General features: G+C 60.8%; 18 protein-coding genes and 1 pseudogene. 9 read left to right on the top strand and 10 right to left on the bottom strand.

Translation table 11 applies throughout. From position 1 onward, the window contains the following. Positions 1–6 precede the first annotated feature (6 nt). From AWB80_RS30440 to AWB80_RS30430, 3 genes are read right to left on the bottom strand one after another with little or no spacing between them, the layout of a single operon-like run. Positions 7–2,052, bottom strand: coding sequence for a hydantoinase/oxoprolinase family protein (locus tag AWB80_RS30440; RefSeq protein WP_061178400.1), 2,046 nt, complete (start codon positions 2,050–2,052; stop codon positions 7–9). A 9-nt stretch (positions 2,053–2,061) separates the two neighbouring features. After that, positions 2,062–2,283 carry a hypothetical protein gene (locus tag AWB80_RS30435; protein ID WP_061178399.1) on the bottom strand — a complete coding sequence of 74 codons (222 nt, stop codon included), beginning with the start codon at positions 2,281–2,283 and terminating at the stop codon, positions 2,062–2,064. A 33-nt stretch (positions 2,284–2,316) separates the two neighbouring features. Next, positions 2,317–3,816, bottom strand: a complete 1,500-nt coding sequence (locus AWB80_RS30430; protein WP_061178398.1) for an aldehyde dehydrogenase family protein — start codon at positions 3,814–3,816, stop codon at positions 2,317–2,319. A gap of 448 nt (positions 3,817–4,264) precedes the next feature. On the opposite strand from AWB80_RS30430, the gene AWB80_RS30425 reads away from it, so the two are divergent. From AWB80_RS30425 to AWB80_RS30380, 9 genes and pseudogenes are all read left to right on the top strand, one after another. Then, positions 4,265–5,374 carry a porin gene (locus AWB80_RS30425; protein WP_087131695.1) on the top strand — a complete coding sequence of 370 codons (1,110 nt, stop codon included), beginning with the start codon at positions 4,265–4,267 and terminating at the stop codon, positions 5,372–5,374. A gap of 706 nt (positions 5,375–6,080) precedes the next feature. Then, the gene (locus tag AWB80_RS30415; protein ID WP_061178397.1) at positions 6,081–6,878 is read left to right on the top strand and encodes an SDR family NAD(P)-dependent oxidoreductase; all 798 of its coding nucleotides are present in this window, start codon (positions 6,081–6,083) and stop codon (positions 6,876–6,878) included. Positions 6,879–7,032: 154 nt separating this feature from the next. Continuing rightward, positions 7,033–7,840: pseudogene (locus tag AWB80_RS30410) on the top strand (enoyl-CoA hydratase/isomerase family protein). A 65-nt stretch (positions 7,841–7,905) separates the two neighbouring features. Then, positions 7,906–8,796, top strand: coding sequence for an SMP-30/gluconolactonase/LRE family protein (locus AWB80_RS30405; RefSeq protein ID WP_061178396.1), 891 nt, complete (start codon positions 7,906–7,908; stop codon positions 8,794–8,796). A gap of 27 nt (positions 8,797–8,823) precedes the next feature. After that, on the top strand, positions 8,824–10,314 hold the full coding sequence (locus AWB80_RS30400) for an aldehyde dehydrogenase family protein (protein WP_061178395.1): 1,491 nt from the start codon (positions 8,824–8,826) through the stop codon (positions 10,312–10,314). Between the two features lie 59 nt (positions 10,315–10,373). Beyond that, positions 10,374–11,444, top strand: a complete 1,071-nt coding sequence (locus tag AWB80_RS30395) for a zinc-dependent alcohol dehydrogenase family protein (RefSeq protein ID WP_061178394.1) — start codon at positions 10,374–10,376, stop codon at positions 11,442–11,444. A 212-nt stretch (positions 11,445–11,656) separates the two neighbouring features. Continuing rightward, positions 11,657–13,066 carry an MmgE/PrpD family protein gene (locus AWB80_RS30390; RefSeq protein ID WP_061178393.1) on the top strand — a complete coding sequence of 470 codons (1,410 nt, stop codon included), beginning with the start codon at positions 11,657–11,659 and terminating at the stop codon, positions 13,064–13,066. A 79-nt stretch (positions 13,067–13,145) separates the two neighbouring features. Next, positions 13,146–14,435, top strand: a complete 1,290-nt coding sequence (locus AWB80_RS30385) for an MFS transporter (protein WP_061178392.1) — start codon at positions 13,146–13,148, stop codon at positions 14,433–14,435. Between the two features lie 33 nt (positions 14,436–14,468). Beyond that, positions 14,469–15,893 (top strand): MmgE/PrpD family protein, encoded by a 1,425-nt coding sequence (locus AWB80_RS30380; protein WP_061178391.1) that lies wholly within the window; start codon positions 14,469–14,471, stop codon positions 15,891–15,893. 120 nt (positions 15,894–16,013) lie between these two features. Here AWB80_RS30380 and AWB80_RS30375 read toward each other — a convergent pair whose 3' ends face one another. The 7 genes from AWB80_RS30375 to AWB80_RS30345 are packed head-to-tail and all read right to left on the bottom strand — an operon-like array spanning position 16,014 to position 23,640. Next, positions 16,014–17,708 carry an electron transfer flavoprotein-ubiquinone oxidoreductase gene (locus tag AWB80_RS30375; protein ID WP_061178390.1) on the bottom strand — a complete coding sequence of 565 codons (1,695 nt, stop codon included), beginning with the start codon at positions 17,706–17,708 and terminating at the stop codon, positions 16,014–16,016. A gap of 56 nt (positions 17,709–17,764) precedes the next feature. After that, positions 17,765–18,619 (bottom strand): HpcH/HpaI aldolase/citrate lyase family protein, encoded by an 855-nt coding sequence (locus AWB80_RS30370; RefSeq protein WP_061178389.1) that lies wholly within the window; start codon positions 18,617–18,619, stop codon positions 17,765–17,767. A gap of 3 nt (positions 18,620–18,622) precedes the next feature. Then, the gene (locus AWB80_RS30365) at positions 18,623–19,819 is read right to left on the bottom strand and encodes a CaiB/BaiF CoA transferase family protein (RefSeq protein ID WP_061178388.1); all 1,197 of its coding nucleotides are present in this window, start codon (positions 19,817–19,819) and stop codon (positions 18,623–18,625) included. A 34-nt stretch (positions 19,820–19,853) separates the two neighbouring features. Beyond that, on the bottom strand, positions 19,854–20,708 hold the full coding sequence (locus AWB80_RS30360; protein WP_061178387.1) for an HTD2 family dehydratase: 855 nt from the start codon (positions 20,706–20,708) through the stop codon (positions 19,854–19,856). 42 nt (positions 20,709–20,750) lie between these two features. Continuing rightward, positions 20,751–21,683: an electron transfer flavoprotein subunit alpha/FixB family protein gene (locus AWB80_RS30355; protein WP_061178416.1), complete on the bottom strand. Its 933-nt coding sequence runs from the start codon at positions 21,681–21,683 to the stop codon at positions 20,751–20,753. A 13-nt stretch (positions 21,684–21,696) separates the two neighbouring features. Continuing rightward, positions 21,697–22,446 (bottom strand): electron transfer flavoprotein subunit beta/FixA family protein, encoded by a 750-nt coding sequence (locus AWB80_RS30350; protein ID WP_061178386.1) that lies wholly within the window; start codon positions 22,444–22,446, stop codon positions 21,697–21,699. A gap of 21 nt (positions 22,447–22,467) precedes the next feature. Next, a complete protein-coding gene (locus AWB80_RS30345; protein ID WP_208635711.1) occupies positions 22,468–23,640 on the bottom strand; it encodes an acyl-CoA dehydrogenase family protein in 1,173 nt (390 codons plus the stop codon). Positions 23,641–23,697: the final 57 nt, after the last annotated feature.

The raw sequence follows: 23,697 nt of genomic DNA, 5'->3' as shown, positions 1-23,697 counted from the left end.
ATGAGCTCATTCCTTATTGCGGATCAGCAATTCACCGAAACGGCCAACGGACGCATACTGTCGTGCCCCGATATGAGTGGTCGACAAGCCCTCATTGACGATCGCCGGTCCCTGAATGACATCGTCCAGACGCAGTGCGTCGCGGTCGTAGACCAGCGCCTCCTGAAGTCCTTCGCCGGACGCATCGCCAAGATCGCCGAGATAGCGCAGCGTCGCGCGTCCCACTGGCTCGAGCGGCTTTCCCACGCGCGGCGGCAATTGCGGATAAACCACCTTCGGCGTCTCGAGCACCGCCCGCACACGGAACGTGACTCCCTGCACCGGCAACGCTTCGAAGCGGTTACCCGAGCGTGCCTCGTAACTCTGATGGAACGAGGCGATAAGAGTCGCGACCGCTGCGGCGTCGATCTTGCCGTCCGGCGCGGGAACAAACGGCGTTTCCCAACTCTGTCCCGCCAGACGCGCGTCGAAACTGCGCTCGAAAGTGACCTTGGCGTTGGCGTCGAGCCCCTCGCGCAGTTGCGCTTCCATCCCTGCAAACAGCGCGTCGATCTCGGGTGCGACATCCGCCGACAAGATCGCGTACAGGCTGCGGCTCGCGGTGAAAACCTGATCCGCCGACAACAACCCGAGTGCCGAAAACAGTCCGGGATTCGGCGGCACGATCACCTGCTTGCACTTGAGCACATCGAGTACGGCGGGCAGCAGCATCGGACCGGCCGCGCCGTACGCCATCAGGCTATAGTCGCGCGGGTCGACGCCGTTCTTGATCGCGACGTTCAGCAGCCCCTCCGAAATGTTGTGTATCGCGATCTCATACGCATACCGCACGCGCTGCGCGAGAGTGAAGCCGGTATCGAGGGCCTCAAACGCCCGCTGCGACAACGCTCGATCGAGCTTGAGCGCGCCATTCGCAAAGCTGTCGGGGTCGATCACCCCGATCATCAAGAAGGCGTCGGTGGTGGTGGGCTGAGTGCCGCCACGGCCATAGCAAGCCGGTCCTGGCGTCGAGCCCGCACTGGCCGGACCCACCTGGATCTCGCCCGCTGGCCCGATCGCGACGATACTTCCGCCACCCGCACCGATCGCGGACACGTCGATTGCAAGCGAATTCACGACCATGTCGTGTTCGAGCTCGAACGAGGTGTTCACGAAAGGCGCGCCATCCGTGACGATGCTGATGTCGAGAGAGGTGCCGCCTACGTCAGCACACAACAGGTTGCTCTCGCCGATCATCGCGCCGAAATGCCCGCTACCGATTGCACCCGCAGACGGGCCCGAAAACACAATACGATAAGGCTGTTCCATCGCACGCCGCACCGGCACCAGCGTCGCAGCGCAATCCGCGAAGTTCAGTTCCCCTTTGAAGCCAGCGGCCTTCAGACCGCTTTCGAGGCGCTCGGTGTAGTCCGAGTAGATGATTTTCATGAAGGTGTCGATGACCGTCGTCGATGCACGCGGATATTCCCGCGCCAGAGGTGACACCTCGCTCGAAATCGAGCAGGCTACATCGCCCAGCACTTCATGCACGAGCGCCTTCAGTCTGACTTCGTGGGCAGGATTCACGTACGAATTCAGCAGGCAGATCGCGACGCCCGCGACGCCACAGCGCTTCAGCACGTCAAGCTCCGCGCGCGCCTGATCTTCGTCAAGCGGAAACAGCGCCGAGCCGTCCGCGAGCATGCGTTCGCGAATCCCGCGCCGCAGATAGCGCGGCACCAGCGGGCGCGTCGCGTCACCGAAACTGCGGCGCCAACTCGGATCGAGAATCGCCGATGCCGGACGCCAGACACGTCCCATGTCGAGGATGTCGCGATGACCTTCCGTGGTCAGAAAGCCGATCTTCGGCAGGCGCCGCGTGATGACCGCGTTCAGGCCATGCGTGCTGGCATGATTGAAGGCCTGCGCGTCGGCAACGCCGAGATCGCTCGCACCGGCCAGAATCGGCCGAGTCACGTCGTCATAGTCAGTAGAGATTTTCGTGGTCTCGATCCGGCCGTTGCGCAGCGAGACCACATCGGTAAAGGTACCGCCTACATCGATAGCAATCATCTTGCTCTCTCAGAGTGTGTCGGACAGGAGCCGGAGCGCGGGCCCGAGCCTGGCGCCGCGCTCGCGCCTGACGGAATGCAGGCATGCCTGGCACTTCACGACGTCGAACCAGCCGCCCTCGGAATGGACGGGATAGCGCCTCAGCGCGAGCGCGCCGCATTCAGGGCACGCGCCGTTCACCGCTTCGCGCTCCAGATGAAGTGCGGCACTTGTCTTGGTCGATAAAGTCATTGCTCTCTCCTCGAACGTGGCCACGGTCATGATTCATGCGTCGAGATTGAGCATCACGGTCTTGAGTTCGGTGAACGCTTCGATAGTGGTCCAGCCGCCTTCGCGGCCGATGCCCGAGCGCTTGATCCCGCCTGTCGGCGAATTGGGCATGACCGAGTAGCCGTTGATCCCGATCGAACCCGTGCGCATGGCGTGCGCGACGCGGAACGCGCGAGACAGGTCGGTGGTATAGATGCCGCCGGAAAGCCCGTATTCGCTGTCGTTCGCGATCGCGACCGCTTCGTCCTCGGTCTCGAAGCCAATCACGCTCAGCACGGGACCGAAGATTTCCTCGCGAGCGATCTTCATCGTGTTGTCGACGTCGACGAATAGCGCTGGATTCACCCAGTTTCCGTTCGCGAGATGACCGCCCGGACGATCGCCGCCGAACACGAGGCGGGCGCCCTCCTGCTTGCCGCTCTCGATGTAGCTGCATACGCGGTCGAGTTGACGCTTCGAGATGATTGGAGCGGACGTCGTGGCGGGATCGAATGGATCGCCGAAACGTATTTCCCGGACCTGCTCTTGAGCGTGATGAACGAACTCATCAAGGATCGACTTGTGCACGACCGCGCGAGTAGGCGTCGAACATACCTGACCGGACAGGAAGGTGGAGCACAGCCCCATCAGATTGCGTGCGGCAACACGAACGTCGCGTGTATCGGGAAACACAAGCGCCGCGCTCTTGCCACCGAGTTCAAGCGACATGCGCTTCATGTTGCTGCCGCTCGTAGACAGGATCTTTTCGCCAACTACCGGACTGCCTGTGAAGCTGACCTTGTCGACGTCGGGATGCGTTGACAAGGCCTGGCCGGTAATCGGACCGCCGGTGACGAGGTTGAACACGCCCGGCGGCAGGTCGGATTGAGCAAGAATGTCGGCTAACCTGATCGCGGCCAGGCTCGCGAGTTCAGACGGTTTCAGTACCACGGTATTGCCGCATGCCAGTGCAGGCGCGACCTTCATGGCAAAAGTCATCACGGGACCGTTCCATGGCGTGATCGCGGCGACTACACCGACAGGATCCCGGAACGTGAGGTAGTGCAAATTGGTGGCGTCCGTGTATTGTGGGAAGGTCTCGCCCGTAATCTTGTCGATCCAGCCAGCATAGTGATCGAAGTTGTCGGCGGCAACACGCGATGAAACGCGCGAATGGCGGCTGAAATGAATCGGCATGCCGTTGTCCAGCGTCTGCAGATACGCGATCTCTTCTTCCGCGGCATAGATCGCCTCGACGATCGGCTGCAGTATTCGCTTGCGCTCGCGCGCGGCCATCTTGCGCCACGGTCCGTTGTCGAACGCATGACGCGCTGCTGCAACGGCCTCGTTGACGCCGCTGACGCCGGCTTCGATCAAATTCGTCACGACCTCGTTGGTCGACGGGTGAATCTGGTCAAATCGCCCTTCTCCTCCATCGCGCCATTGGCCGTTGATGAAAAGACGCCCAGGGCCGACACCAAAGCGGTCGCGGATAGGCAGCACACTGAAGTTCATCGACAAGTCTCCTGTTTGGTTTCGATCGGTCTATGCGTCATCGCGCCGCGACACACAAGGGGCGCGGACGACTGTCGGCTTTTCGGTTGAGATGCTTCCAGAGCGCAGCGCTGAGAAAGTGCGCCCAAGAAATTTCTGGAACTGATGATAAAAACAATGCCAGCTCAGGCCCATCCCCCTGCAGAGGGACAAAAGCGATTTGCGGGTTACACCCGATGGAGATTCCATATTCCGCCCCTCATCCTACCGACCGTTAGTTATACGGAATTGGAGTAATCGTCGACGAGAACCGCTAGAGCGCGATATCCGGCCAGCCTTTCGATTGGCAAAGCACTGCACTGGAACCGCGATGAGCACTCTTCGCGAAACGTGGGGCTATTGCGAACAGCTATCGATTCTGGTTTGAAAACCTTATAGACGCATCAATCGCCTTACTTTGGATTCCAAAATGTATGATTATCGTTCTATCCGTCTTTCCTCAAAGCAGAAAATTCTCCCACTCGGACTGTGTCTTCTGCCCGCGCTCGCCTCGGCACAGAGCAGCGTCACGCTTTATGGCACGCTCGACGTTGGCTTACTTTTCACGAACAAAACGCTCAATACCACGACCGGTGAGAACGGCGGCAAGCAAATCAGCCTGATCAATGCAGGGCTTGAGCCTTCCAATTTCGGTTTTCAGGGTCAGGAGGATCTGGGCGGCGGCATGAAGGCGACGTTTCAGCTGGAAAGCGGCTTCAGCCTAGTCAACGGTCATTTCGAGAACAGCAACGGCGGCGTCTTTGGGCGCCAGGCTTGGCTGGCGCTCGACGGCGTCTTCGGCCGATTGAAAGCTGGCGTGCAGTATTCACCTTTCGTACTGGCAATCTACGAAGCCGACCCTCGTAACGCGGGACAATTCGGCACCGCATTCTCGGTGTATGGAGACCAGACTTTCGTGGGCACGTTCAACCCGAACGCGATTACCTATTCGAGTCCAAGCTTCGCTGGATTTTCGGGCAGCGTAATGTATGCGCTTGGCGGTGTAGCAGGCGACTTCCGGGCCGGGCAGCAGTACTCGATCAGCGCGCGATACAGCTATGGCGGGCTTGTCGTGAACGCGGCCATGTATGACTCCACCTCGGGGAACAGCACACCGTCATTGGGCACGTTCCAGCAGCCGTTCGACGGCCGAATGATTGGAATTGGCTACAACTTCGGCCCGTTGACGGTGAAAGGATCGTTCACGAGCTACAAGATTCCGACAACCAGCGTCAACGGCGCTCTCATGGGGGGCGCCAACAATGTCTGGAACGTAGGCTTCGACTACTTTCCCCTTCCGCAGCTCGATCTAAACTCGGGTGTCTGGTATATCCGCGATCCGCACGACTCGGACAATCATTCAATTGTCGGAGCACTGACAACGCGCTACTTTCTTTCGAAATCGACGTCGCTTTATGTCGAAGTCGGCGCGGCGAACAATCACGGCCGCGAGCATACCGGGCTTTCCATCGATAATGCGTTGTTCGGGGCGCCGGGCACGACCATCGGCGCTGTCTTCGGGATCAACAAGCGATTCTGATTGCCATATGCAAAAAACCGCACCGGCGCACTGCGGGTGCGGTCATGACCAATCATATCGATCAATAGATCAGCGCAATCGGGAAGCGGCCGAATCGATTCGGCGGCGTCTAGGCAATACGCATTGTGGCGTGACGCGGCAGCGGCGGAAATACATGCCACGCGCCGTCCTCATGCTGAAAGAAGCAGAGCGCGACGTCACCAGTAGGGGCTCTGGCGTCGATTCTCACACAGCGCCTGCACGCCGTACGTTGAAGGAAATGGATGCGAAACGGGATCGCCCCGTTCGGTGTCGGCCAACTTTCGATGGTATCGCGCAAGGTCTTCCGCGTCACGTTCATTACACTCTCCTGCTTGCCGCCTGTTGCTTCGAATATCTTCATCATCGCGCTCATCGTGCGACGCGCAGCAATCGAAGGTCAACGTCGCTGCACGACGTGTTCCATACTTTGGAGAGGCTATCCGGCTGCGACCGGACATCTATGCCACGTAGGCCAGCGGAGATGGCGACCCGCCTGTTCACCCACCTCGTGTGGGCGCACGTCACTAACATATGTTAGATTAAGAAAAAGAGGTACGGCGAAGCCTGCACCCGGGCGCGTGCGAGTTCAGCCACACAAGTTCAAACCCGGACGATCGTGCGTTCACGTTGCCACGCGCAACAAGCACTGTCTCTAGCCTGAAACTTACAACCGGGAGATCGATGCATGAGTGAATTGGCAGGCCAGATTGCGCTGGTGACAGGCGCCGCGCGCGGTATCGGAAAAGCGATCGCAACGCGTCTCGCCGCCGACGGCGCACATGTGGTTCTGGCGGATATCGCAGCCGACGCGGTTCGTGAAACCGCGTCGGCCATCGAAGCATTGGGTGGCAAAGCGAGTGCAGTGCACCTGGACGTCACCGATGCCGGTCAGATTCATGCTGTCTTGGACGATTTGTTACGCGCACTCGGCAAAGTGGACGTGTTGGTCAGCAATGCGGGTAGCGGGAAATCCAACCCGTTCCTGGAAACGACGCAGGCAGACCTCGCCTCCCAGATGGCGCTGAATTTCGGCGCTGCCTTCACCTGCGCACAAGCTTGCGCAAAACCGATGCGCAACGCCGGCTACGGACGCATCGTCTTCATCACGTCGGTCACAGGGCTCGCGGGGCCCGTAAATCTTTCCGTTTATGGTTCTATGAAAGCTGGACAAATGGGACTCATGCGTGCGATGGCGCTGGAACTGGCGGCGTTCGGCATTACCGCGAATGCCGTCGCGCCCGGTCCGATCGACACCGAGCTGCTGCGCACGGTTTGGCCCGAGGACATGGTGGCGGAAGCCGCGGACAGAATCCCGGCGCGGCGCATCGGCAAACCCGAGGAAGTCGCTCATGCAGTAAGTTTTCTGGTCTCGCCGGGTGCGGCTTTCGTCAACGGCGTCACGCTGCCGGTTGATGGTGGCTTCACGGCGGCGGGTGGATACATGGCCGAAATCTACCGCCAGCGCAGGTATGGGCAAGGGTGATGTTCTCCCTGCACGAAGGGACCCGCGCCGGGCGTCAACCAGTCGAGTCCCGCGATCGCCAGAGTACGGAACGTTCGCATGACGCACATTGCGCCAATCGATGTTGCCGCGTTCAATACATGGTGCCCTCGTTCAATCGACTCTGGAAGCGCGCATGCAATACAACGACTTCAATTCCTTCTGTTCGACCGCCAGCCCGACGGCGTATTGCTTGTCACACTGAATCGTCCGGAAGCCATGAATGCCACGAACAACCGAATGCACTGGGAACTTACCCAAGTTTGGGGCGTAGTCAACGACGATCCAACGGTCAAGGCGATCGTGATAACGGGCGCGGGCGATCGCGCCTTTTCCGCGGGCGGCGATCTGTCCGTGGTCGAAGAGATGTCGACCAGCCGGAGGCGACCATGCGCGTGATGAAGGAAGCCTCCGACATTGTCTATAACATGCTGGCCTGCGATAAGCCCATCATTTCCGCGATTAACGGGACCGCGGTAGGCGCAGGCCTCGTCGTGGCGCTGCTCGCGGATGTCAGCGTGATGGCTGAAGACGCACGCCTGACCGACGGCCACGCGCGTCTGGGCGTGTCGGCGGGCGACCACGCCGCCATCGTATGGCCGCTGCTCTGCGGCATGTCTAAGGCCAAGAATTACCTTATGACGGCAGATTTCGTCGACGGGAAAGAGGCCGAACGTATCGGCCTCGTCACCTTCTGCGCACTGCGCGCCGACGTGCTGGTCAAATCGCTCGCAATTGCCGCGAATTTGGCACGCGGCAGCCAGACCGCGATTCGTGCGACCAAGAAGTCGCTTAACAACTGGATGCGCATGGCAGGGCCCATCTTCGACAACTCGCTCGCCATGGAGATGTTGTGCTTCCTCGGCGCGGACGTGAAGGAGGGCGTGGCAGCATTTCGCGGCAAACGTCAGACGGATTTTACTTCGGCCCGATTGCCCCGGTAACAAACGATCAGGCTATTCGTAATGCCACGTCGTATCTGTTCCACCTAACTAATAATAGTTATTCTATGAGACAACTGACGGTTTTGCTCGACGGTATGACGCATACGGAAGGCGCACGCTGGCATGACGGGCGGTTCTGGTTCAGCGACCTGTACTCCGAGCGAATCTACTCCATGCGCGAGGACGGCACGGACGTCCGCGTGGAAATGGACGTGCCCCAGTGTCCCTCCGGCATTGGATGGCTGCCTGACGGACGTCTGCTGGCGGTGTCCATGCACGATCGCAAGTTGCTAAGGCGCGAACATGACGGGGCCGTGGTCACCCATGCCGAACTATTCCCGTTCCTCGAGTTCGAGCCCAACGACATGGTCGTGGATGCAAAAGGCCGCGCGTGGGTAGGCAATCTCGGTTTCGACGTAATGAAGCTCGCACCTCGTCGCCCGGGCAGATTGGCGCGCGTCGATCCCGACGGATCGGTCGTCATGGTCAGTGAGCCCCTGCACTTTCCCAACGGTTCAACCGTAATCGACGGCCGCACGCTGGTCGTGGCCGAATCATTCGGCAATCGCATGTCCGCATTCGATATTCAGTCTGATGGCTCGTTGTCGCCACGCCGGGATTGGGCAACCTTCGGCGCAGTCCCTCAGAACGACGACGTCATTCATTCCATGGCCGAAATCGCAGTCGCAGCGGACGGCATTTCGCAAGTCGACGCCGAAGGCGCTATCTGGGTCGCCGACTTCACCAAGGCGCATGCATTACGCGTCGCTCCTGGTGGAGCAATTCTCGACGAAATCCAGACGGATGACCGCAATTGCTATGCGTGCGCCCTGGGCGGCGTCGACGGACGCACGTTGTTTATGTGCGTGACGCCCGCCGACTTCAACCCCGAGGTGCGCCGCACCCACCCGATGAGCGCCGTGGTGTCCGCCCGGGTCGACGTCCCGCTTGCCTGAGCCACACCCCTTTCGCAGAGAGATTTCATGACAACCGCAACCAACACTGCGCAAGCCGCACGCGCAAAAGCGCTCGAATGGATCAACCTGGGCTCCAAGCGCCTGCTGATTGGCGGCGAGTGGATCGGCGCAGCATCGGGCAAGACGTTCGAGGTTATCAATCCGGCAACCGAGCAACTGCTTTGCCGCGTGGCCGAAGCGGACAGCGCCGACGTCGACGCCGCGGTGATCGCTGCGCGCAGGGCCTTCGAGGCGCCGTCCTGGGCGGCCATGTCGCCTCACGCCCGCACGCGCGTGCTGCTCAAGATCGCCGACAAGATCGAGCAGCACATCGACGAGTTGGCCGCCATCGAGTCGCTGGACAATGGCATGCCTCTATGGTTTGCGCAGGGCGCCGTGACAGCCGCAGTAGATATCTTCCGCTACTACGCGGGATGGTGCTCCAAGGTGCTCGGCACCACCGTGCCATCGGACGGCAGCACACTGATCTATACGTTGCGCGAGCCGCTGGGCGTGTGCGGACAGATCATCCCGTGGAATGTGCCCATTCTCATGGCGGCCATCAAGTTTGCGAACGCGTTGTGCTGCGGAAATACGGTCATCCTCAAGCCCGCCGAACTCGCCTGCCTGACCTCCATCCGTCTCGCCGAATTGATCCAGGAGACGGACCTGCCTCCCGGGGTCGTCAACGTGCTACCGGGCTTCGGGGCCACGGCGGGCGCGGCGCTGGCGCAACACCCGGGCGTCGACAAGATCGCCTTCACGGGTTCCACGGCGATCGGCAAGCAGATCGTGCGCGATGCGACCTCCAATCTCAAGAAGGTGACGCTGGAACTCGGTGGCAAAGCGCCAAATGTGATATTCGCCGACGCCGATATTGAGCGGGCCGTGCAGACCGCGGTCAAGACTTTTTGCGGCAACTCGGGCCAGGTGTGCTCGGCCGGCACGCGCCTGTTCGTACAGGAAAGCATCCACGACCAGGTGGCCGAACGTGTAGCCCAAGTCGCCGCCACCTGGAAGGTCGGTGACCCGTTCGCGGCGGACACGCGGCTCGGTCCGCTGATCTCCGCGAAGCAGCGGGACCGCGTCTGGTCCTACCTCGGCGCGGGCCAGGATGAAGGTGCGTTGCTGCGCGCGGGCGGCAACGCCTGGACGGGTCCCGGTTACTTTGTCGAACCCGTGGTGTTCCACAACGTGCGCAACGGAATGAAGATCGCGCAGGAAGAAATCTTCGGCCCTGTGCTGTCCATCATCCCGTTCAAGGATGAAGAGGACGCCGTGCTGCAAGGCAACGACACCACCTATGGCCTCTCGGCCGCCGTCTGGACCCGGAACATCTCGCGCGCCCACAAAGTAGTGCGCGCGCTGAAGGCGGGGCGCTTGTGGATCAACACCTTCGGTGAGTCCGATCCGGCCATGGCGTTCGGCGGCTACAAGCAATCGGGATGGGGCCGCGAATTCGGCCAGGAATCGATCGAAGCCTACACGCAGAGCAAATCCATCATGGTTCGCCTGTAACGGCCGCGCGCGGCAAAAGGACTCCGTCGATCGGGTCATCTATCAACGAGGAGACACAGATGAAAGGCGTGGTTTTCAGAGGCGACAAAAAGCTGGAGATCCTGGATTTCGACGATCCGGTACCTGGCCCCGGCGATGCCATCGTCGAGATGAAGGCGTCGGGCATGTGCGGCAGCGATCTGCACTTCTACCGCAACAAGCCCGCCGACGTGATTCGATCGCTGGGCTTCAAGGATCTGGCCTCGCGCGGCATGTCGGAGGACACACCCGTGATCGGCGGCCACGAGCCTTGTGGCCAGATCATCGCCCTTGGTTCGGCCGTCGATCACCGGACCTTCAACGTAGGCGATCGTGTCGCAGTGTTTCACTACGAAGGTTGCCAGCACTGCGACCACTGCCGCACGGGCTGGACGCAGATGTGCAGCCATGGCGCGGATATTCACGGCGTGATCAAGCACGGCGGACACGCTCATTTCATGAAGGTCCCCGTTACGTCACTCGTCCACCTCCCCGAAGAGGTTTCGTATGCCACCGGAGCGGCCGTGTCATGCGGCACGGGCACGGCGTGGGGCGCGCTCCTGCGACTCGAAATCAGTGCGCGCGACACGCTTGCTGTGTTCGGCTTGGGTCCCGTGGGTCTGTCGGCCGTGCAACTCGCGGCTGCCATGGGCGTCGAGGTTATCGGCGTGGACATCGCAGCCGATCGTGTCGCGCGCGCCAAAGCCTTCGGTGCAGCACACGTGATAGACGGCAGCACGCTGGATCCGATCGAAGAAATTCACAAGCTCACCGGGGGCTTGGGTGCGACTTGTGCGATGGACTGCGCGGGGGGTGACGTTCCCAAGCAACAAGCCGTGCGCTGCACCCGCGCTTGGGGACGCATCGCGTTAGTGGCCGTGGGAGGCACCCTCAACGTGGACGGCATGAAGGACGTGATCGGCAAGCAACGCACGATCATCGGCTCGTACACGTTCTCGGAAGTCAGCATGAAGGACTGTCTCCATTTCGTGGCGGACCACGGCGTCGACGTGGACAAGCTGTTCACCGACCGTTGGAAGCTGGATCAGGCGGAAGATGCCTATCGACTCTTTGATAGTCAGGCCGGCGGCAAAGGCGTGTTCCTATTTTAACTTCCGTGTGATGTAGCCGCCTCTCGGGCTGGCCGACTGGCGTCTCTAACCTGCCCAACACAACGGAATTGAACTTCGCCGCGACTCAAGCGGAAGAACTGCACGACGTCATGTCGAAGTACGCCCGCACAAGTTCGAGCGTCTGATGGCGGGTAATGCCCGCATCGGCACAAACGACAAATTGCGAAAAGCAAATAAACGGAGACTTTGGAATGAGCCAATTCAAGCCGCAACAGGGCGAAGACCCGATGGCCACGCTCTGCCGAATGGCATTGCAAACCCAGTACGCCGACTTGCCGGCCGACGTCGTGCGTCACGTCAAACATACCCTGCTCGATGCCATGGGCGTCACGATTGGCGGATCCGCGATGGAAGGCATCCCCGCTATCGTTTCGCTCGTCAAAGAGCGCGGGGGCAACCCTCAAACGCCGCTGCCTTTCTATGGCGGTCGGGTGCCGGCCAACGAGGCAGCGCTGGCCATGGGCCCGATGCCGCGCGCCATGGACTGCGGCGATCTGCACGAGGAGGCCGGTCACGTAACCGAATACATCGTGCCCACGCTGCTCGCGGCCACCGGTCTTTGCGGCCCCGTTTCGGGCAAGGCGTTCGTTGCCGCGATGGCCGTCGGTCAGGAAATTCTCGTGCGGCTGGGAACAGCCTATAAGGTCATCAACCGCGGGATCAAACATCATGAATGCGGCGGTCATTACATCTTCGGCGCCGTGGCCGCCGTGGGCAAACTGATCGGGCTGACACAGGAAGAACTGGAAAACGCCCAGGGCATCGCGCGCACCATGACGCAACCCAACACCATGGGAATCTATTCGCCCGCCACGCTGATGGTGCGCATGCATCACGGACTCGTCAGCCAGGCCGCCATCACCTGTTGCCAGCTGGCTCAACGCGGCATCACCGGGCCGCGCGCCGAGGTGTTGCTCGGTCCCAAGGGCTACTTCGCCACGGCGCGCTGGGAGACCGATCCAGATTTTATCCTCAGGGATCTCGGTGAGCATTGGGAACTGGAAAACATCATCACCAAGGGCTATAGCGCCTGCTATTTCTCGCATTCGTCCATCGACGCCATCCGCGCGCTCATGAAGGAAGAGGCGTTCGGAGCGCTCGACATCGCCAGCATTCACATCGAGACCTCCACGCCAAGTTGGCGCGCCGTGTGCGAGCCGCAGGATAAGAAGTGGCATCCGGTCACTGTGCCCGAGTGCCAGTTCAGCCTGGCTTATGTCGTGGCCATTGCCGCATTTGACGACAAGGTTTTCCTGGAGTCGTATAGCGAAGAAGCGCGCGCCCGGCCCGAAATACGCGAGCTGATGACGCGCATCACCGCCGAGGAAAACCCTGGCGTATCCGATTGGGGTGCACGCCTGACTGTGAAGCTGCGCGATGGACGCGAGGCGAGGAAAGAATGCATATACGTGAAAGGGCACCCTAGGAATCCGTTCGATGAAAAGGATTTCAAGGCCAAGTTCGAGCTCTGCGTGCCCTACTCTGCCATACCGCTTGCCCCGGAAATCGTGGATAGGATGGTCAACGACATTCTTCATTTCGATGAAGTGGACGACGTTGTTAGCGCCCTGCTCAACCCGCTGATACCGACCGAAGCCTGAGCCCGGCAGAAAGCGGAATCGCTACGCGCGGAAGGTGACACAACGCCTTCCCGCGATACAAATACTATTCGGAGACAGCATGGATTCGCTTGAGCAAACCACCATGCGCAAGGTATTTCGGCGTCTGGTGCCATTCTTTGCGCTGTGCTATTTCGTATCCTTTCTCGATCGTGTGAACGTCGGGTTCGCCAGTCTGCAGATGAATCAGGCCATTGGGCTGACGGCCGCGCAATACGGTCTGGGTTCAGGGCTGTTCTTTCTCCTTTATTTCCTGTTCGAGGTGCCCTCGAACCTGCTGCTGGTTCGCGTAGGAGCGCGCGTGTGGCTCGCGCGCATCATGATTACGTGGGGCTTGATCTCGGGCGCGACAGCCTTTGTTGTCGGCCCGCATAGCTTCTATGCCGTCCGCCTTCTGCTGGGTCTGGCCGAAGCGGGCTTTTTCCCCGGCGTAGCGTATTTCCTCACGTTGTGGTTTCCCTCGGCTTATCGCGCACGTGTCATGGGTTATCTCCTGGTTGCCGCGCCACTGTCGTCGGTGATTGGTTCGCCCATATCAGGCATGCTCTTAAGCCTGCATGGGCTTAATGGCCTGGCCGGGCTGCAGGGCTGGCAGTGGATGTTCCTCATCGAGGCGTTGCCCGCGCTCATTCTGGGCATCGTCATCATTCAATACCTCAAGGGCACCCCCGACAACGCGCACTGGCTCCAGGCAGAGGAGCGCGGCTGGCTATCCGACCGTATGAGCAAGGAAGACGCGCAGCGACGCGAGGACCACAACATTCCCATCGCGCAAGTCTTTAGCGACAAACGGGTCTGGACGCTCGCCACCATGGCCTTCGGCTTCTTTCTGACGATCTACGGTGTAGGCTTCTTCTTGCCGCAGATCGTTAAATCCTTCGGCTTGAGCAATGCGCAGACGGGCTTCGTCACGGCCATTCCCTATGTGATCGGCTCCGCCAGTCTTGTGGGCTGGGCGCGCCGCTCCGATCGCACCGGGGAACGCCGCTGGAACATTGCGTTGCCCGCGCTCATCGCCGCCGCTTCCCTCGTCGGCGCCAGCTTGTCCGACGATCCCGCCGCGAAACTCATTTTCTTCTGCCTCGTGGCCTTCGGCGTATTTGGCGCACTGCCCGCGTTCTGGGCCATCAACACGGAACTGCTCTCGGGATCCGCCGCAGCGGCCAGCATCGCGTGGATCGGCGCTGTCGGCAATCTGGGCGGCTTTGCAGGACCCTATCTGCTCGGCCTGACCAAGGATCGAACCGGTAGCTACACCGCCGCGCTCATATTGATGGCTATCGTTGCACTGATCGCCGCCGGCATTGCGTTATCGGTGAGTCGAAAGATGCCCGTCTATCGCCGGGTCTGAACACTACTCTCATAATTTTCCAAGGAGACAGCAATGACAACCGCACAACAAAATCCATCTTCCGTGCCATCCAATTGCCCACCGCTGGAACAGGCGGTGGTGCAGTTCATCCAGGATCTGAAATACGAGGATATTGACTCGCACGCCCACGCCGGCATCAACAGGCTGATGCGCGATCAACTCGCCCTGCAGATCGGTATCTCCAAGATGCCGTGGTCCGAGCAATTACTCGGATACGCGACGAGCCAGCAACGACCGGGCAAAAGCCGCGTCAGTGCCTCGACAATTACGATGAGCGCGATGGACGCCGCTTTCGTCAACGGTTCGTACGGGCATGGATTCGAATACGACGATGCCCACGGTCCCAGCTACAGCCATCCGGGCAGTTGCGTAATCCCGGCTGCGCTGGCGATCGGTGAGGAACTCGGCTCGTCGCTCGAAGAAGTGATCACCGCGATGGTCGCCGGATACGAGGTCTACGCGCGCATCGGACTGCTTGCTGCGCCCGACCTGCTGCAACGCGGTTTTCATCCGCACTGCACGCTGTCCAACTTCGGCGCCGCGGCCGTTGCCGCCAAACTGCGCGGTTTCGATGCAGAAACGACGCTGCAAGCGCTGGCGATTGCGCTGAGTCATGTTTCGGGCACGACTGAATACACCTCCACGGGCGGCTCCATCAAGCGCATCCACGCGGGAATCGGCACACGCAATGGCATCGCGGCCGCCGACATGGCCACGGCAGGCATCACCGGACCGCGGGCTTTTCTGAGCGGAAACAAGGGATTCTTCCGCGCTTTCCTGCAGCGTACACCAGGCGACGCCGCCGAACACCGCTTCGCGCCGGGTCGGCCTTTCGAGATCGCTACTGTCTGGCTCAAAGCCTATTGTGCCTGCTACTGCACGCATGCTTATATCGACGCGCTGCGCCCGTTTTCAGCGCGCCGCGACGAGATTGCCGACGTGCACCTGAAGATCACGCCGCACTTCAACGTCGTCGTCGGCACGTCCAACGCGAATGCCTACGAACCCAAGAACATCGAGCATGTGCAATTCAGCTTGCCCATTCAGGCAGCGTTCACGCTGTTGGGCAATGGGAATGGCTATCCGATCCATCGCGATTATCTCGCGGGCAAGGTCGACATGGCCCCGGTGATCGACATGGCGCGCAGCATCCGCATCACTGAAGAACCAGCGCTGGAGAGGGATTACCCAGGCAAGTTCGTCGCGGACGTGACGGTCACATTTAAAGACGGCTCCTCCGAGCATGTGTTCGTGGAAGATCCGATCGGCACCGACAAAAATCCCATGCCGGAACACGAGCAGGACGCGAAGTTCATGGAACTCACCGGTGACGTACTGGGTGAGGGCAGAGCCCGGAAGCTGCTCGCTGCGTTGCGTGAGATGGATCCGGCGATGAAAGCCGCAGAGCTGACGGCCATGTGCTCCACGGAGCACTGAATCCCGGCTTGCTTCCAAAGACTCGGCCAATAGCCAAACCAGCGCGCCCTTCGATTCACACGATGGGCGCGCGGTCAAATGCAAAGGTTGATGCGGTAAAACAACTCTTCCTCACTTTATCTACATGCCTGAATAGTTGGGACCGCCTCCACCCTCAGGCGTGACCCACACGATATTCTGGGTTGGGTCCTTGATGTCGCAGGTCTTGCAATGCACGCAGTTCTGCGCGTTGATCTGTAGTCGCTTGCCGCCCTGAACGTCGGCATCGACGAACTCGTACACACCTGCGGGACAGTAGCGCGCTTCCGGACCTGCATACGTCATCAGGTTGACGTTCACGGGCACGTCCGGATTTTTGAGCGTCAGATGCGTGGGCTGGTTTTCCTCGTGGTTGGTGTTGCTGATGAACACGCTGGAAAGCCGGTCGAACGTCAGCTTGCCATCGGGCCTGGGATAGTCGATGGGTTGGCAAGCGCTTGCAGGCTTCAAATATGCGTGGTCAGGTTTTTTGCGGCGCAGCGTCCAGGGGATGCGACCGCGCAGAACGAGCTGCTCGAAGCCATTCATCAGCGTACCTACAGCAAGCCCGTGAGCAAACCAGTTCTTGAAGTTGCGGTCCTTGTGCAGCTCAGCGCAGAGCCAGCTTTTTTCGAACGCTTGGGGATACTCCGTCAGTTCGTCGTGCTGGCGCCCCGCCGCCACCGCCGCGTAAGCGGCTTCGCCTGCGAGCATGCCGGTCTTGATCGCGGCATGACTGCCCTTGATGCGGCTCACGTTGAGAAAGCCCGCCTCGCAGCCTACCATCGCCCCTCCCGGGAAGATGAACTTGGGCAACGCGTTGATACCGCTCGCATTGATGGCGCGCGCACCATAGGACAGGCGCTTCGCCGTGATCTCGCCCTTGTCGTTCTCGAAGTAGTGGCGGATTCTCGGATGCGTCTTCCAGCGCTGGAATTCCTCGAACGGGCTCAAGTAAGGATTCGTGTAGCCGAGACCCGTGACGAAACCCACGGCGACCCTGTTTTCATCGAGGTGGTAAAGGAAGGAGCCGCCGTAAGTCGCGCTATCCATGGGCCAGCCGGCGGTGTGCATGACAAAGCCCGGCTTGTGGCGCGCGGGATCGATTTCCCACAGTTCCTTGACGCCGATACCGAAACTCTGCGGATCACGCCCGGCGGCGAGTTCATATCGTGCGATCAGCTGCTTCCCGAGATGGCCGCGTGCGCCCTCGGCGAAAATCGTGTACTTGGCATGAAGCTCCATGCCGAGCTGAAAGTGCTCGTTGGGTTTGCCATCCTTGCCTATACCCTGGTTACCCGTCGCTACACCCATGACCGCACCGTGTTCGTTATAGAGCACTTCGGCGGCCGCGAATCCCGGAAATATTTCGACACCGAGCGATTCGGCCTGTTCGGCCAGCCACTTCGTCAAAGCCCCTAGACTGATGACATAGTTCCCCCGGTTATGCGCGAACGGCGGCAGCAACATGTTGGGAACGCGCACGGACGATTCCTTGCTCAGAAACACGTAGGCCTCGTCAGTTACAGGCTGCTTCAATGGCGCCCCACGCTCTTTCCAGTCCGCAAAGAGTTCGGTCAGTGCGTTGGGATCCATGATCGCGCCAGAGAGGATGTGAGCGCCCGGCTCGGATCCCTTTTCCAGCACCACGACGGACACATCCCGGCCTTCTTCCGCCGCGCATTGCTTGATGCGTATGGCTGTCGACAGGCCGCCGGGACCACCGCCCACCACCACCACGTCGTACTCCATGGACTCTCGCGGTCCGTACTCGGCCAAAAGGTCTTCGCTGTTCATTGTGTCTTCTTCAGGGGATCTTGCCTCACACGCCTTTGATCAGGCGCTTTCGGCTCTCATTTAACTATGCTTGCCACGATCGCCTCGGCCGCGCGGATCACCGGCAGATCGACCATGACACCTTCCAGACGGAAGGCTTCGCCACCGTGCTTCGCCGCCTCGCCCAGAACGCGCAGCGCCCACGCCTTTTCGGCATCGGAATAGTCCAGCACTTCGTTCACTGCGTCCACCTGAGACGGGTGGATGCACAGCTTTCCGCTGAAGCCGAACGCGCGTGCGCGCCGGGCATCGGCAATCAGACGCTCGGTATTGCCGATGTCGGTCGTCACGCCATCGATGGGTGCGGTGAGTCCCGCGCGGCGCGATGCCGCGACCAAGGCGTTGCGCGCGAAAGCCAGTTCGGGTTCCTCGGCCGACGCGTGCATGCCCAGGTCCAACTGAAAATCCAGATGGCCGAAGGCGAGACGTATCACCTGAGGATCGCGCGCCAGCGAATCGGCTGCGTCGAGACCGCTCAACGACTCGACCAGAGCCACAATGGCCGCCTTGGGGCCGAGGGCTTGCGCCACGTCGCGTATCGCGGCTGCGTGATCGGACTTTGGCAGCATCACGGTCACGCCTTTGTCCGACCAGTTTCGCAGCAGCGCAATCTCCGCGTCGTGCCAGCGCGTGTCTACCGCGTTGACGCGTACCAGGGTGCGTGCCAGTTGCGCAGGGGTCAGTTGAGGCAAGTGCTGTGCGAGTTGCTCGCGCGCGCTGATCTTGCTGTCATCGGCCACGGCGTCTTCCAGATCGATGATGATGCAATTCGCGCCCGAACCCAAAGCCTTGGCGAAGCGTTCAGGTCTCGTGGCCGGCACAAACAGCAGACTGCGCGCATGGCACACGGGAGACTCAGTTTTTGTGCGCATGGATCAGATCACTCCGTCAGCCTGCAATTTGCTGATGGCGGCATCCGAGCGCCCCAATTCGCGCAGAATCGTCGCGCTGTGTTCGCCGAGCGCGGGCACGGGATCCATGCGGGCATCGAAGGTGTTGACGGTTGCGGGCGGCAGCAGCGCCTGCAATTCGCCTGCGGGTGAGCCGATGGGACGGAAACGCTGGCGCGCGTGGAGCTGCGGGTGAATCCACAGATCGCCCACTTGATTGACCGCGGCGTTGGCAATCTGGGCTTCGTCGAGGCGCGCGATGACATCTGGCGCCGTGAGACTCGCAAAACCCTGTTCGATGACTTCCTTCAGGACCGCACGGTTTTCCACTCGACGCACATTGGAGTCGAGGCGTGGATCGGTCGCGAGTTCGGAACGGCGCAACACGATGTCGCAGAACAGCTTCCATTCCCGCTCGTTTTGCAGCCCCAGCATCACGACTCGGCCATCGCCAGCCTTGAATGGGCCATAGGGATAAATCGTCGCATGCGCTGCACCGTTGCGTCCGGGCGGCTGCTGGCCGTCATAGGCGTAGTACATGGGAAAGCCCATCCACTCGCCCAGCGCTTCGAGCATGGAGACTTCGACATGCGAGCCTTCACCGCTGATGCCACGCTGAAGCAGTGCGCTAAGAATGCCCGTATAGGCGTACATGCCCGCCGCGATGTCGGCGATCGAGTTGCCCGCCTTGCTGGGCTCCTCGGGCGTGCCCGTGATGGAAAGAAAGGCGGCCTCGCTCTGGATCAGCAGGTCGTAGGCCTTCTTGTCGCGGTAGGGTCCGTCCGCGCCGTAGCCCGAAATATCGCAGACGATGAGCTTCGGGTATTTCGCGTGTAGCGTTTCGAACGACAGACCCATTCGCGCCGCTGCGCCGGGCGCCAGGTTTTGCACCAGCACGTCGGCGTGGGCGATCAGTTCGTCCAGCACTTCGAGCGCGGCGGACTGCTTGAGGTCCAGCGTCAGGCTTTCCTTGGAGCGATTGGTCCAGACGAAATGCGAGGCCAGACCGCGCGTGCGGTGATCATAGGCGCGCGCGAAATCGCCGACACCGGGCCGCTCGATCTTGATCACGCGCGCTCCGAGGTCGGCGAGCTGGCGTGTGCAGAACGGCGCGGCGATCGCGTGTTCCAGAGTGATGACGGTCATGCCGCTGAGCGGGCCACTGCGTTTGGGTTCTGACATTGCGTGTATCGTCTCTCGGGTTATCGTCTCGGTCTCATTCGAGTTCTGCGCTGGCCTGCATCGCCAGCTGGCCTTGAGGACCGCGCGCCCACAGTCTTGCCGTCGCACCCTCGAGCTTGCCGTTGAGCGCGAACGGCGCGGTATCGAACAAAGGACCGACTGCCTTGAATTCGAAGCTGCGAACTGTCCTTTGCGGATGACCTCGACGCAGCTCCTCCATGAGCAGTGTCGCGATCAGCGGCCCATGCACGACGAGTCCCGGATAGCCTTCTTCCTGCATCGCATAGGGACGGTCATAGTGAATGCGATGGCCATTGAAGGTCAGCGCCGAATAGCGCATCAGCAGCACGGGGTCGGGGGTGACCGTGCGGCTGAACTGTTCGTCGGACCGAGCCGCAGCAGGCTGTGGCGCGGGCGCGCCCGGCACCGGTGCATCGCGATAGACGAGGTCCTGCTCCTCGCGGATCGCGAGGCCCTTGGCGTCGGCGACTTCATGCAGCACGGTCACGAACACCAGTTCCCCACTGCGCCCGGACTTGGTCTGGATGCTTTTGATTGTCGATACGCGGCGTACTGGCTCGCCCAACGTCAGTGGACGCAGAAACTGCAGCCGTCCTCCCGCCCACATGCGCCGCGGAAGGGTGATCGGCGGAAGAAAGCCGCCGCGCTGGGGATGCCCGTCCAGGCCGATGTTGGATTGACGCTCGCCCGGCAGAAAATAGAGCCAATGCCACAACGGCGGCAGTTCGGCGGGCAACTTCGCCGGATCGGGGTAGTCCAGCGTGGCCTGCATGAGGCGCACAGGCGCCTCGGTGACATGATCCGCATTTTCTTCGCTGCGGCCGGCCCAGGCATCGTAGGAATCGGGATTTTTGAGGCTCGTATGCATCGCGCTCTACCAGGGAAGATCGATATGACAGCCGGTCACGCACTACAGCAGGTTGACCAGTTCTGGCACCGCTGTGAACAGATCAACCTCCAGGCCGTAGTCGGCGACGCTGAAGATCGGTGCTTCCGGGTCCTTGTTGATTGCCACGATCACCTTGGAATCCTTCATCCCCGCCAGATGCTGGATCGCCCCGGAGATTCCGCAGGCGACATACAACTGCGGCGCCACGATCTTGCCCGTCTGCCCCACCTGCAGGTCGTTCGGCGCATAGCCCGCGTCCACGGCGGCGCGCGACGCGCCGATCGCTGCGCCGAGTTTGTCGGCCAGCGGCGTGATTAGCTGCTGGAACATCGCTTCGCTGCCCAGCGCTCGTCCCCCTGAGACGATGATCTTGGCCGCTGTCAATTCGGGCCGGTCGCTCTTGGTGACTTCACGATTCAGGAAGCGGCTCTTGCCCGTGTCGGACTCGGCCTTGATCGTTTCAATGAGGGCACTTCCGCCCGTTGCGGCGGCGGCATCGAAACCGGTTGTCCGAACCGTGATCACCTTGACGCCGTCGCCGCTTTGCACCGTGGCAATCGCATTGCCGGCGTAGATCGGACGCTCGAAGGTGTCGGGGCTGTCTACCCTGATGATGTCGCTGATTTGCGCCACGTCCAGCCTTGCTGCCACGCGCGGCGCGACGTTTTTGCCGCTTGGTGTGGCCGGAAACAAAATATGGCTGTAAGTGCCCGCGATCGCCAATACCTGAGCCGCGACATTCTCTGCAAGACCCTCCTTGAGCGATGCGCCGTCGGCGTGGACAACTTTTGCCACGCCCGTGATCTGCGCGGCCGCCTGAGCCGCCGCCGCAGCGTTTTCCCCGGCCACGAGCACATGCACCTCGCCGCCACAGGCCGTGGCAGCCGTGACAGCGTTCAACGTAGCCAGCTTGATGGACGCATTGTCGTGTTCTGCAATAACGAGGGCAGTCATTTCCATCGTCTCCTTAAATTACCTTTACTTCGTTCTTGAGCTTGTCCACAAGCGCGGCCACATCGGCCACTTTCACGCCGGCCTTGCGCCCTGCCGGCTCCGCCACTTTGAGCGTCTTCAGGCGCGGCGTCACATCGACACCGAGGTCGCCGGGGCTGACAGTGTCCAGCGGCTTTTTCTTGGCCTTCATGATGTTGGGCAGCGTCACGTAGCGTGGTGCATTCAGGCGCAGGTCGGTGGTGATGACCGCCGGGATGGACAGCGACAGTGTTTCCAGGCCGCCATCCACTTCGCGTGTTACATCGACCCAATCGCCGGCTAATTCCACTTTCGACGCAAACGTGGCCTGCGGCAGTTCGGCGAGCGCCGCGAGCATCTGCCCGGTCTGGTTGGCGTCGTCGTCGATAGCCTGCTTGCCGAGGATGATGAGGCTCGGCTGCTCCTTGTCCACAAGCGCCTTCAGGAGCTTCGCCACGGCCAGCGGTTGAAGCTCGGCGTTGGTCTCCACGAGAATGCCGCGATCAGCGCCGATGGCCATCGCCGTGCGCAACGTTTCCTGACACTGCGCCGCACCGCAGGACACCGCGACGACTTCGGTCGCCACGCCTTTTTCCTTGAGCCGCACCGCTTCCTCGACGGCAATTTCATCGAACGGGTTCATACTCATCTTGACGTTGCCGATGTCCACGCCGGCGCCATCGCTTCTGACGCGAACCTTGACGTTGTAATCGACCACTCGCTTGACGGGTACGATAATTTTCATGACCGGTATTCCAATCAGATATCAGTAAGAACGCGGAAGGTGCAGCACGTGTTCGGCCACGTGTCCGAGAATCATGTTGGTGGAGATGGGCGCGACCTGATACAGACGGGTTTCACGGAACTTGCGCTCCACGTCGTATTCGCAAGCGAAGCCGAACCCGCCATGTGTTTGCAGGCACGCATTGGCAGCTTCCCAACTGGCCTTGGCCGCCAGGTACTTGGCCATGTTGGCTTCGACGCCCGCGTTCTCGCGCGCATCGATCTTCTGGCAGGCGCGCCAGCGCATCAGATTGGCGGCCTCGAGCTCGATGAACGATTCGGCGAGCGGGAACTGGATACCCTGGTTCTGACCGATGGGACGGCCGAAGACCTTGCGTTCGTTCGCGTAATCCCGCGCCTTTTCGAGGAACCAGTAACCGTCTCCGATGCATTCGGCGGCAATCAGCGTGCGCTCTGCGTTCAATCCGTCGAAGATCACCTTCAGGCCCTTGCCCTCAGTGCCCAGCAGTGCATCCTCAGGCAATTCGAGGTTGTCGAAGAACAGCTCGTTGGTCTCGTGGTTGACCATGTTGAGAATAGGCTGCACTGTCAGACCATTGCCGATAGCCTTGTCCAGCTCGACGATGAAACACGACAGGCCATCGCTCTTCTTTTGCACCTGGTCGAGTGGCGTGGTGCGCGCCAGCAGGATCAGCAGGTCACTGTGCTGCACGCGTGATATCCAGACTTTCTGGCCATTGATGACCCAGCGGCCGTCCTTTTTTACGGCCGTGGTCTTGAGCTTGGTGGTGTCGCTGCCCGTGGAGGGCTCGGTCACGCCCATCGATTGCACACGCAACTCGCCCGCGGCGATGCGGGGCAAATAGCGTTGCTTCTGCGCCTCCGTGCCACTGAACACGATCGTATTCATTACGTACATCTGACCGTGGCACGCGCCAGAGTTGCCGCCTGAGCGGTTGATCTCCTCCATGATGACGGAGGCTTCGGCCATCGACAGACCGGGGCCGTCATAGTCCTGCGGAATCAGCGCGGCAAGCCAGCCGGCCTTCGTCAGGGCGTTGACGAATTCCTCCGGATAACTACGCGCCTCGTCGATCTTGCGGTGATAGTCAGCGGGAAACTGACTACACAGGGCGCGCACGGCGTCACGAATCTCCTGGTATTGGTCCGGGGCGGAAAGCATGGAAGCGCTCATGAAGGGAAATCCGTAAGTAGCTTTGGTCGAGTCATAGTAATATTTGATGGATCATTG

Origin of the sequence: Caballeronia pedi, assembly GCF_001544915.2 — a bacterium.
Taxonomy (GTDB): Bacteria; Pseudomonadota; Gammaproteobacteria; order Burkholderiales; family Burkholderiaceae; genus Caballeronia; species Caballeronia pedi.
This window is presented reverse-complemented; position numbering and strand designations above follow the sequence as displayed.

What these genes read in the sequence shown, in the direction of transcription:
- AWB80_RS30425 (WP_087131695.1), top strand. Translation starts at nt 4,265, where the DNA reads ATGTATGATTATCGTTCTATCCGTCTTTCCTCAAAGCAGAAAATTCTC.
- AWB80_RS30380 (WP_061178391.1), top strand. Translation starts at nt 14,469, where the DNA reads ATGACAACCGCACAACAAAATCCATCTTCCGTGCCATCCAATTGCCCA.
- AWB80_RS30405 (WP_061178396.1), top strand. Translation starts at nt 7,906, where the DNA reads ATGAGACAACTGACGGTTTTGCTCGACGGTATGACGCATACGGAAGGC.
- AWB80_RS30435 (WP_061178399.1), bottom strand. Translation starts at nt 2,283, where the DNA reads ATGACTTTATCGACCAAGACAAGTGCCGCACTTCATCTGGAGCGCGAA.
- AWB80_RS30360 (WP_061178387.1), bottom strand. Translation starts at nt 20,708, where the DNA reads ATGCATACGAGCCTCAAAAATCCCGATTCCTACGATGCCTGGGCCGGC.
- AWB80_RS30395 (WP_061178394.1), top strand. Translation starts at nt 10,374, where the DNA reads ATGAAAGGCGTGGTTTTCAGAGGCGACAAAAAGCTGGAGATCCTGGAT.
- AWB80_RS30385 (WP_061178392.1), top strand. Translation starts at nt 13,146, where the DNA reads ATGGATTCGCTTGAGCAAACCACCATGCGCAAGGTATTTCGGCGTCTG.
- AWB80_RS30375 (WP_061178390.1), bottom strand. Translation starts at nt 17,708, where the DNA reads ATGAACAGCGAAGACCTTTTGGCCGAGTACGGACCGCGAGAGTCCATG.
- AWB80_RS30370 (WP_061178389.1), bottom strand. Translation starts at nt 18,619, where the DNA reads ATGCGCACAAAAACTGAGTCTCCCGTGTGCCATGCGCGCAGTCTGCTG.
- AWB80_RS30350 (WP_061178386.1), bottom strand. Translation starts at nt 22,446, where the DNA reads ATGAAAATTATCGTACCCGTCAAGCGAGTGGTCGATTACAACGTCAAG.
- AWB80_RS30345 (WP_208635711.1), bottom strand. Translation starts at nt 23,640, where the DNA reads ATGAGCGCTTCCATGCTTTCCGCCCCGGACCAATACCAGGAGATTCGT.
- AWB80_RS30430 (WP_061178398.1), bottom strand. Translation starts at nt 3,816, where the DNA reads ATGAACTTCAGTGTGCTGCCTATCCGCGACCGCTTTGGTGTCGGCCCT.
- AWB80_RS30365 (WP_061178388.1), bottom strand. Translation starts at nt 19,819, where the DNA reads ATGTCAGAACCCAAACGCAGTGGCCCGCTCAGCGGCATGACCGTCATC.
- AWB80_RS30440 (WP_061178400.1), bottom strand. Translation starts at nt 2,052, where the DNA reads ATGATTGCTATCGATGTAGGCGGTACCTTTACCGATGTGGTCTCGCTG.
- AWB80_RS30355 (WP_061178416.1), bottom strand. Translation starts at nt 21,683, where the DNA reads ATGACTGCCCTCGTTATTGCAGAACACGACAATGCGTCCATCAAGCTG.
- AWB80_RS30400 (WP_061178395.1), top strand. Translation starts at nt 8,824, where the DNA reads ATGACAACCGCAACCAACACTGCGCAAGCCGCACGCGCAAAAGCGCTC.
- AWB80_RS30390 (WP_061178393.1), top strand. Translation starts at nt 11,657, where the DNA reads ATGAGCCAATTCAAGCCGCAACAGGGCGAAGACCCGATGGCCACGCTC.
- AWB80_RS30415 (WP_061178397.1), top strand. Translation starts at nt 6,081, where the DNA reads ATGAGTGAATTGGCAGGCCAGATTGCGCTGGTGACAGGCGCCGCGCGC.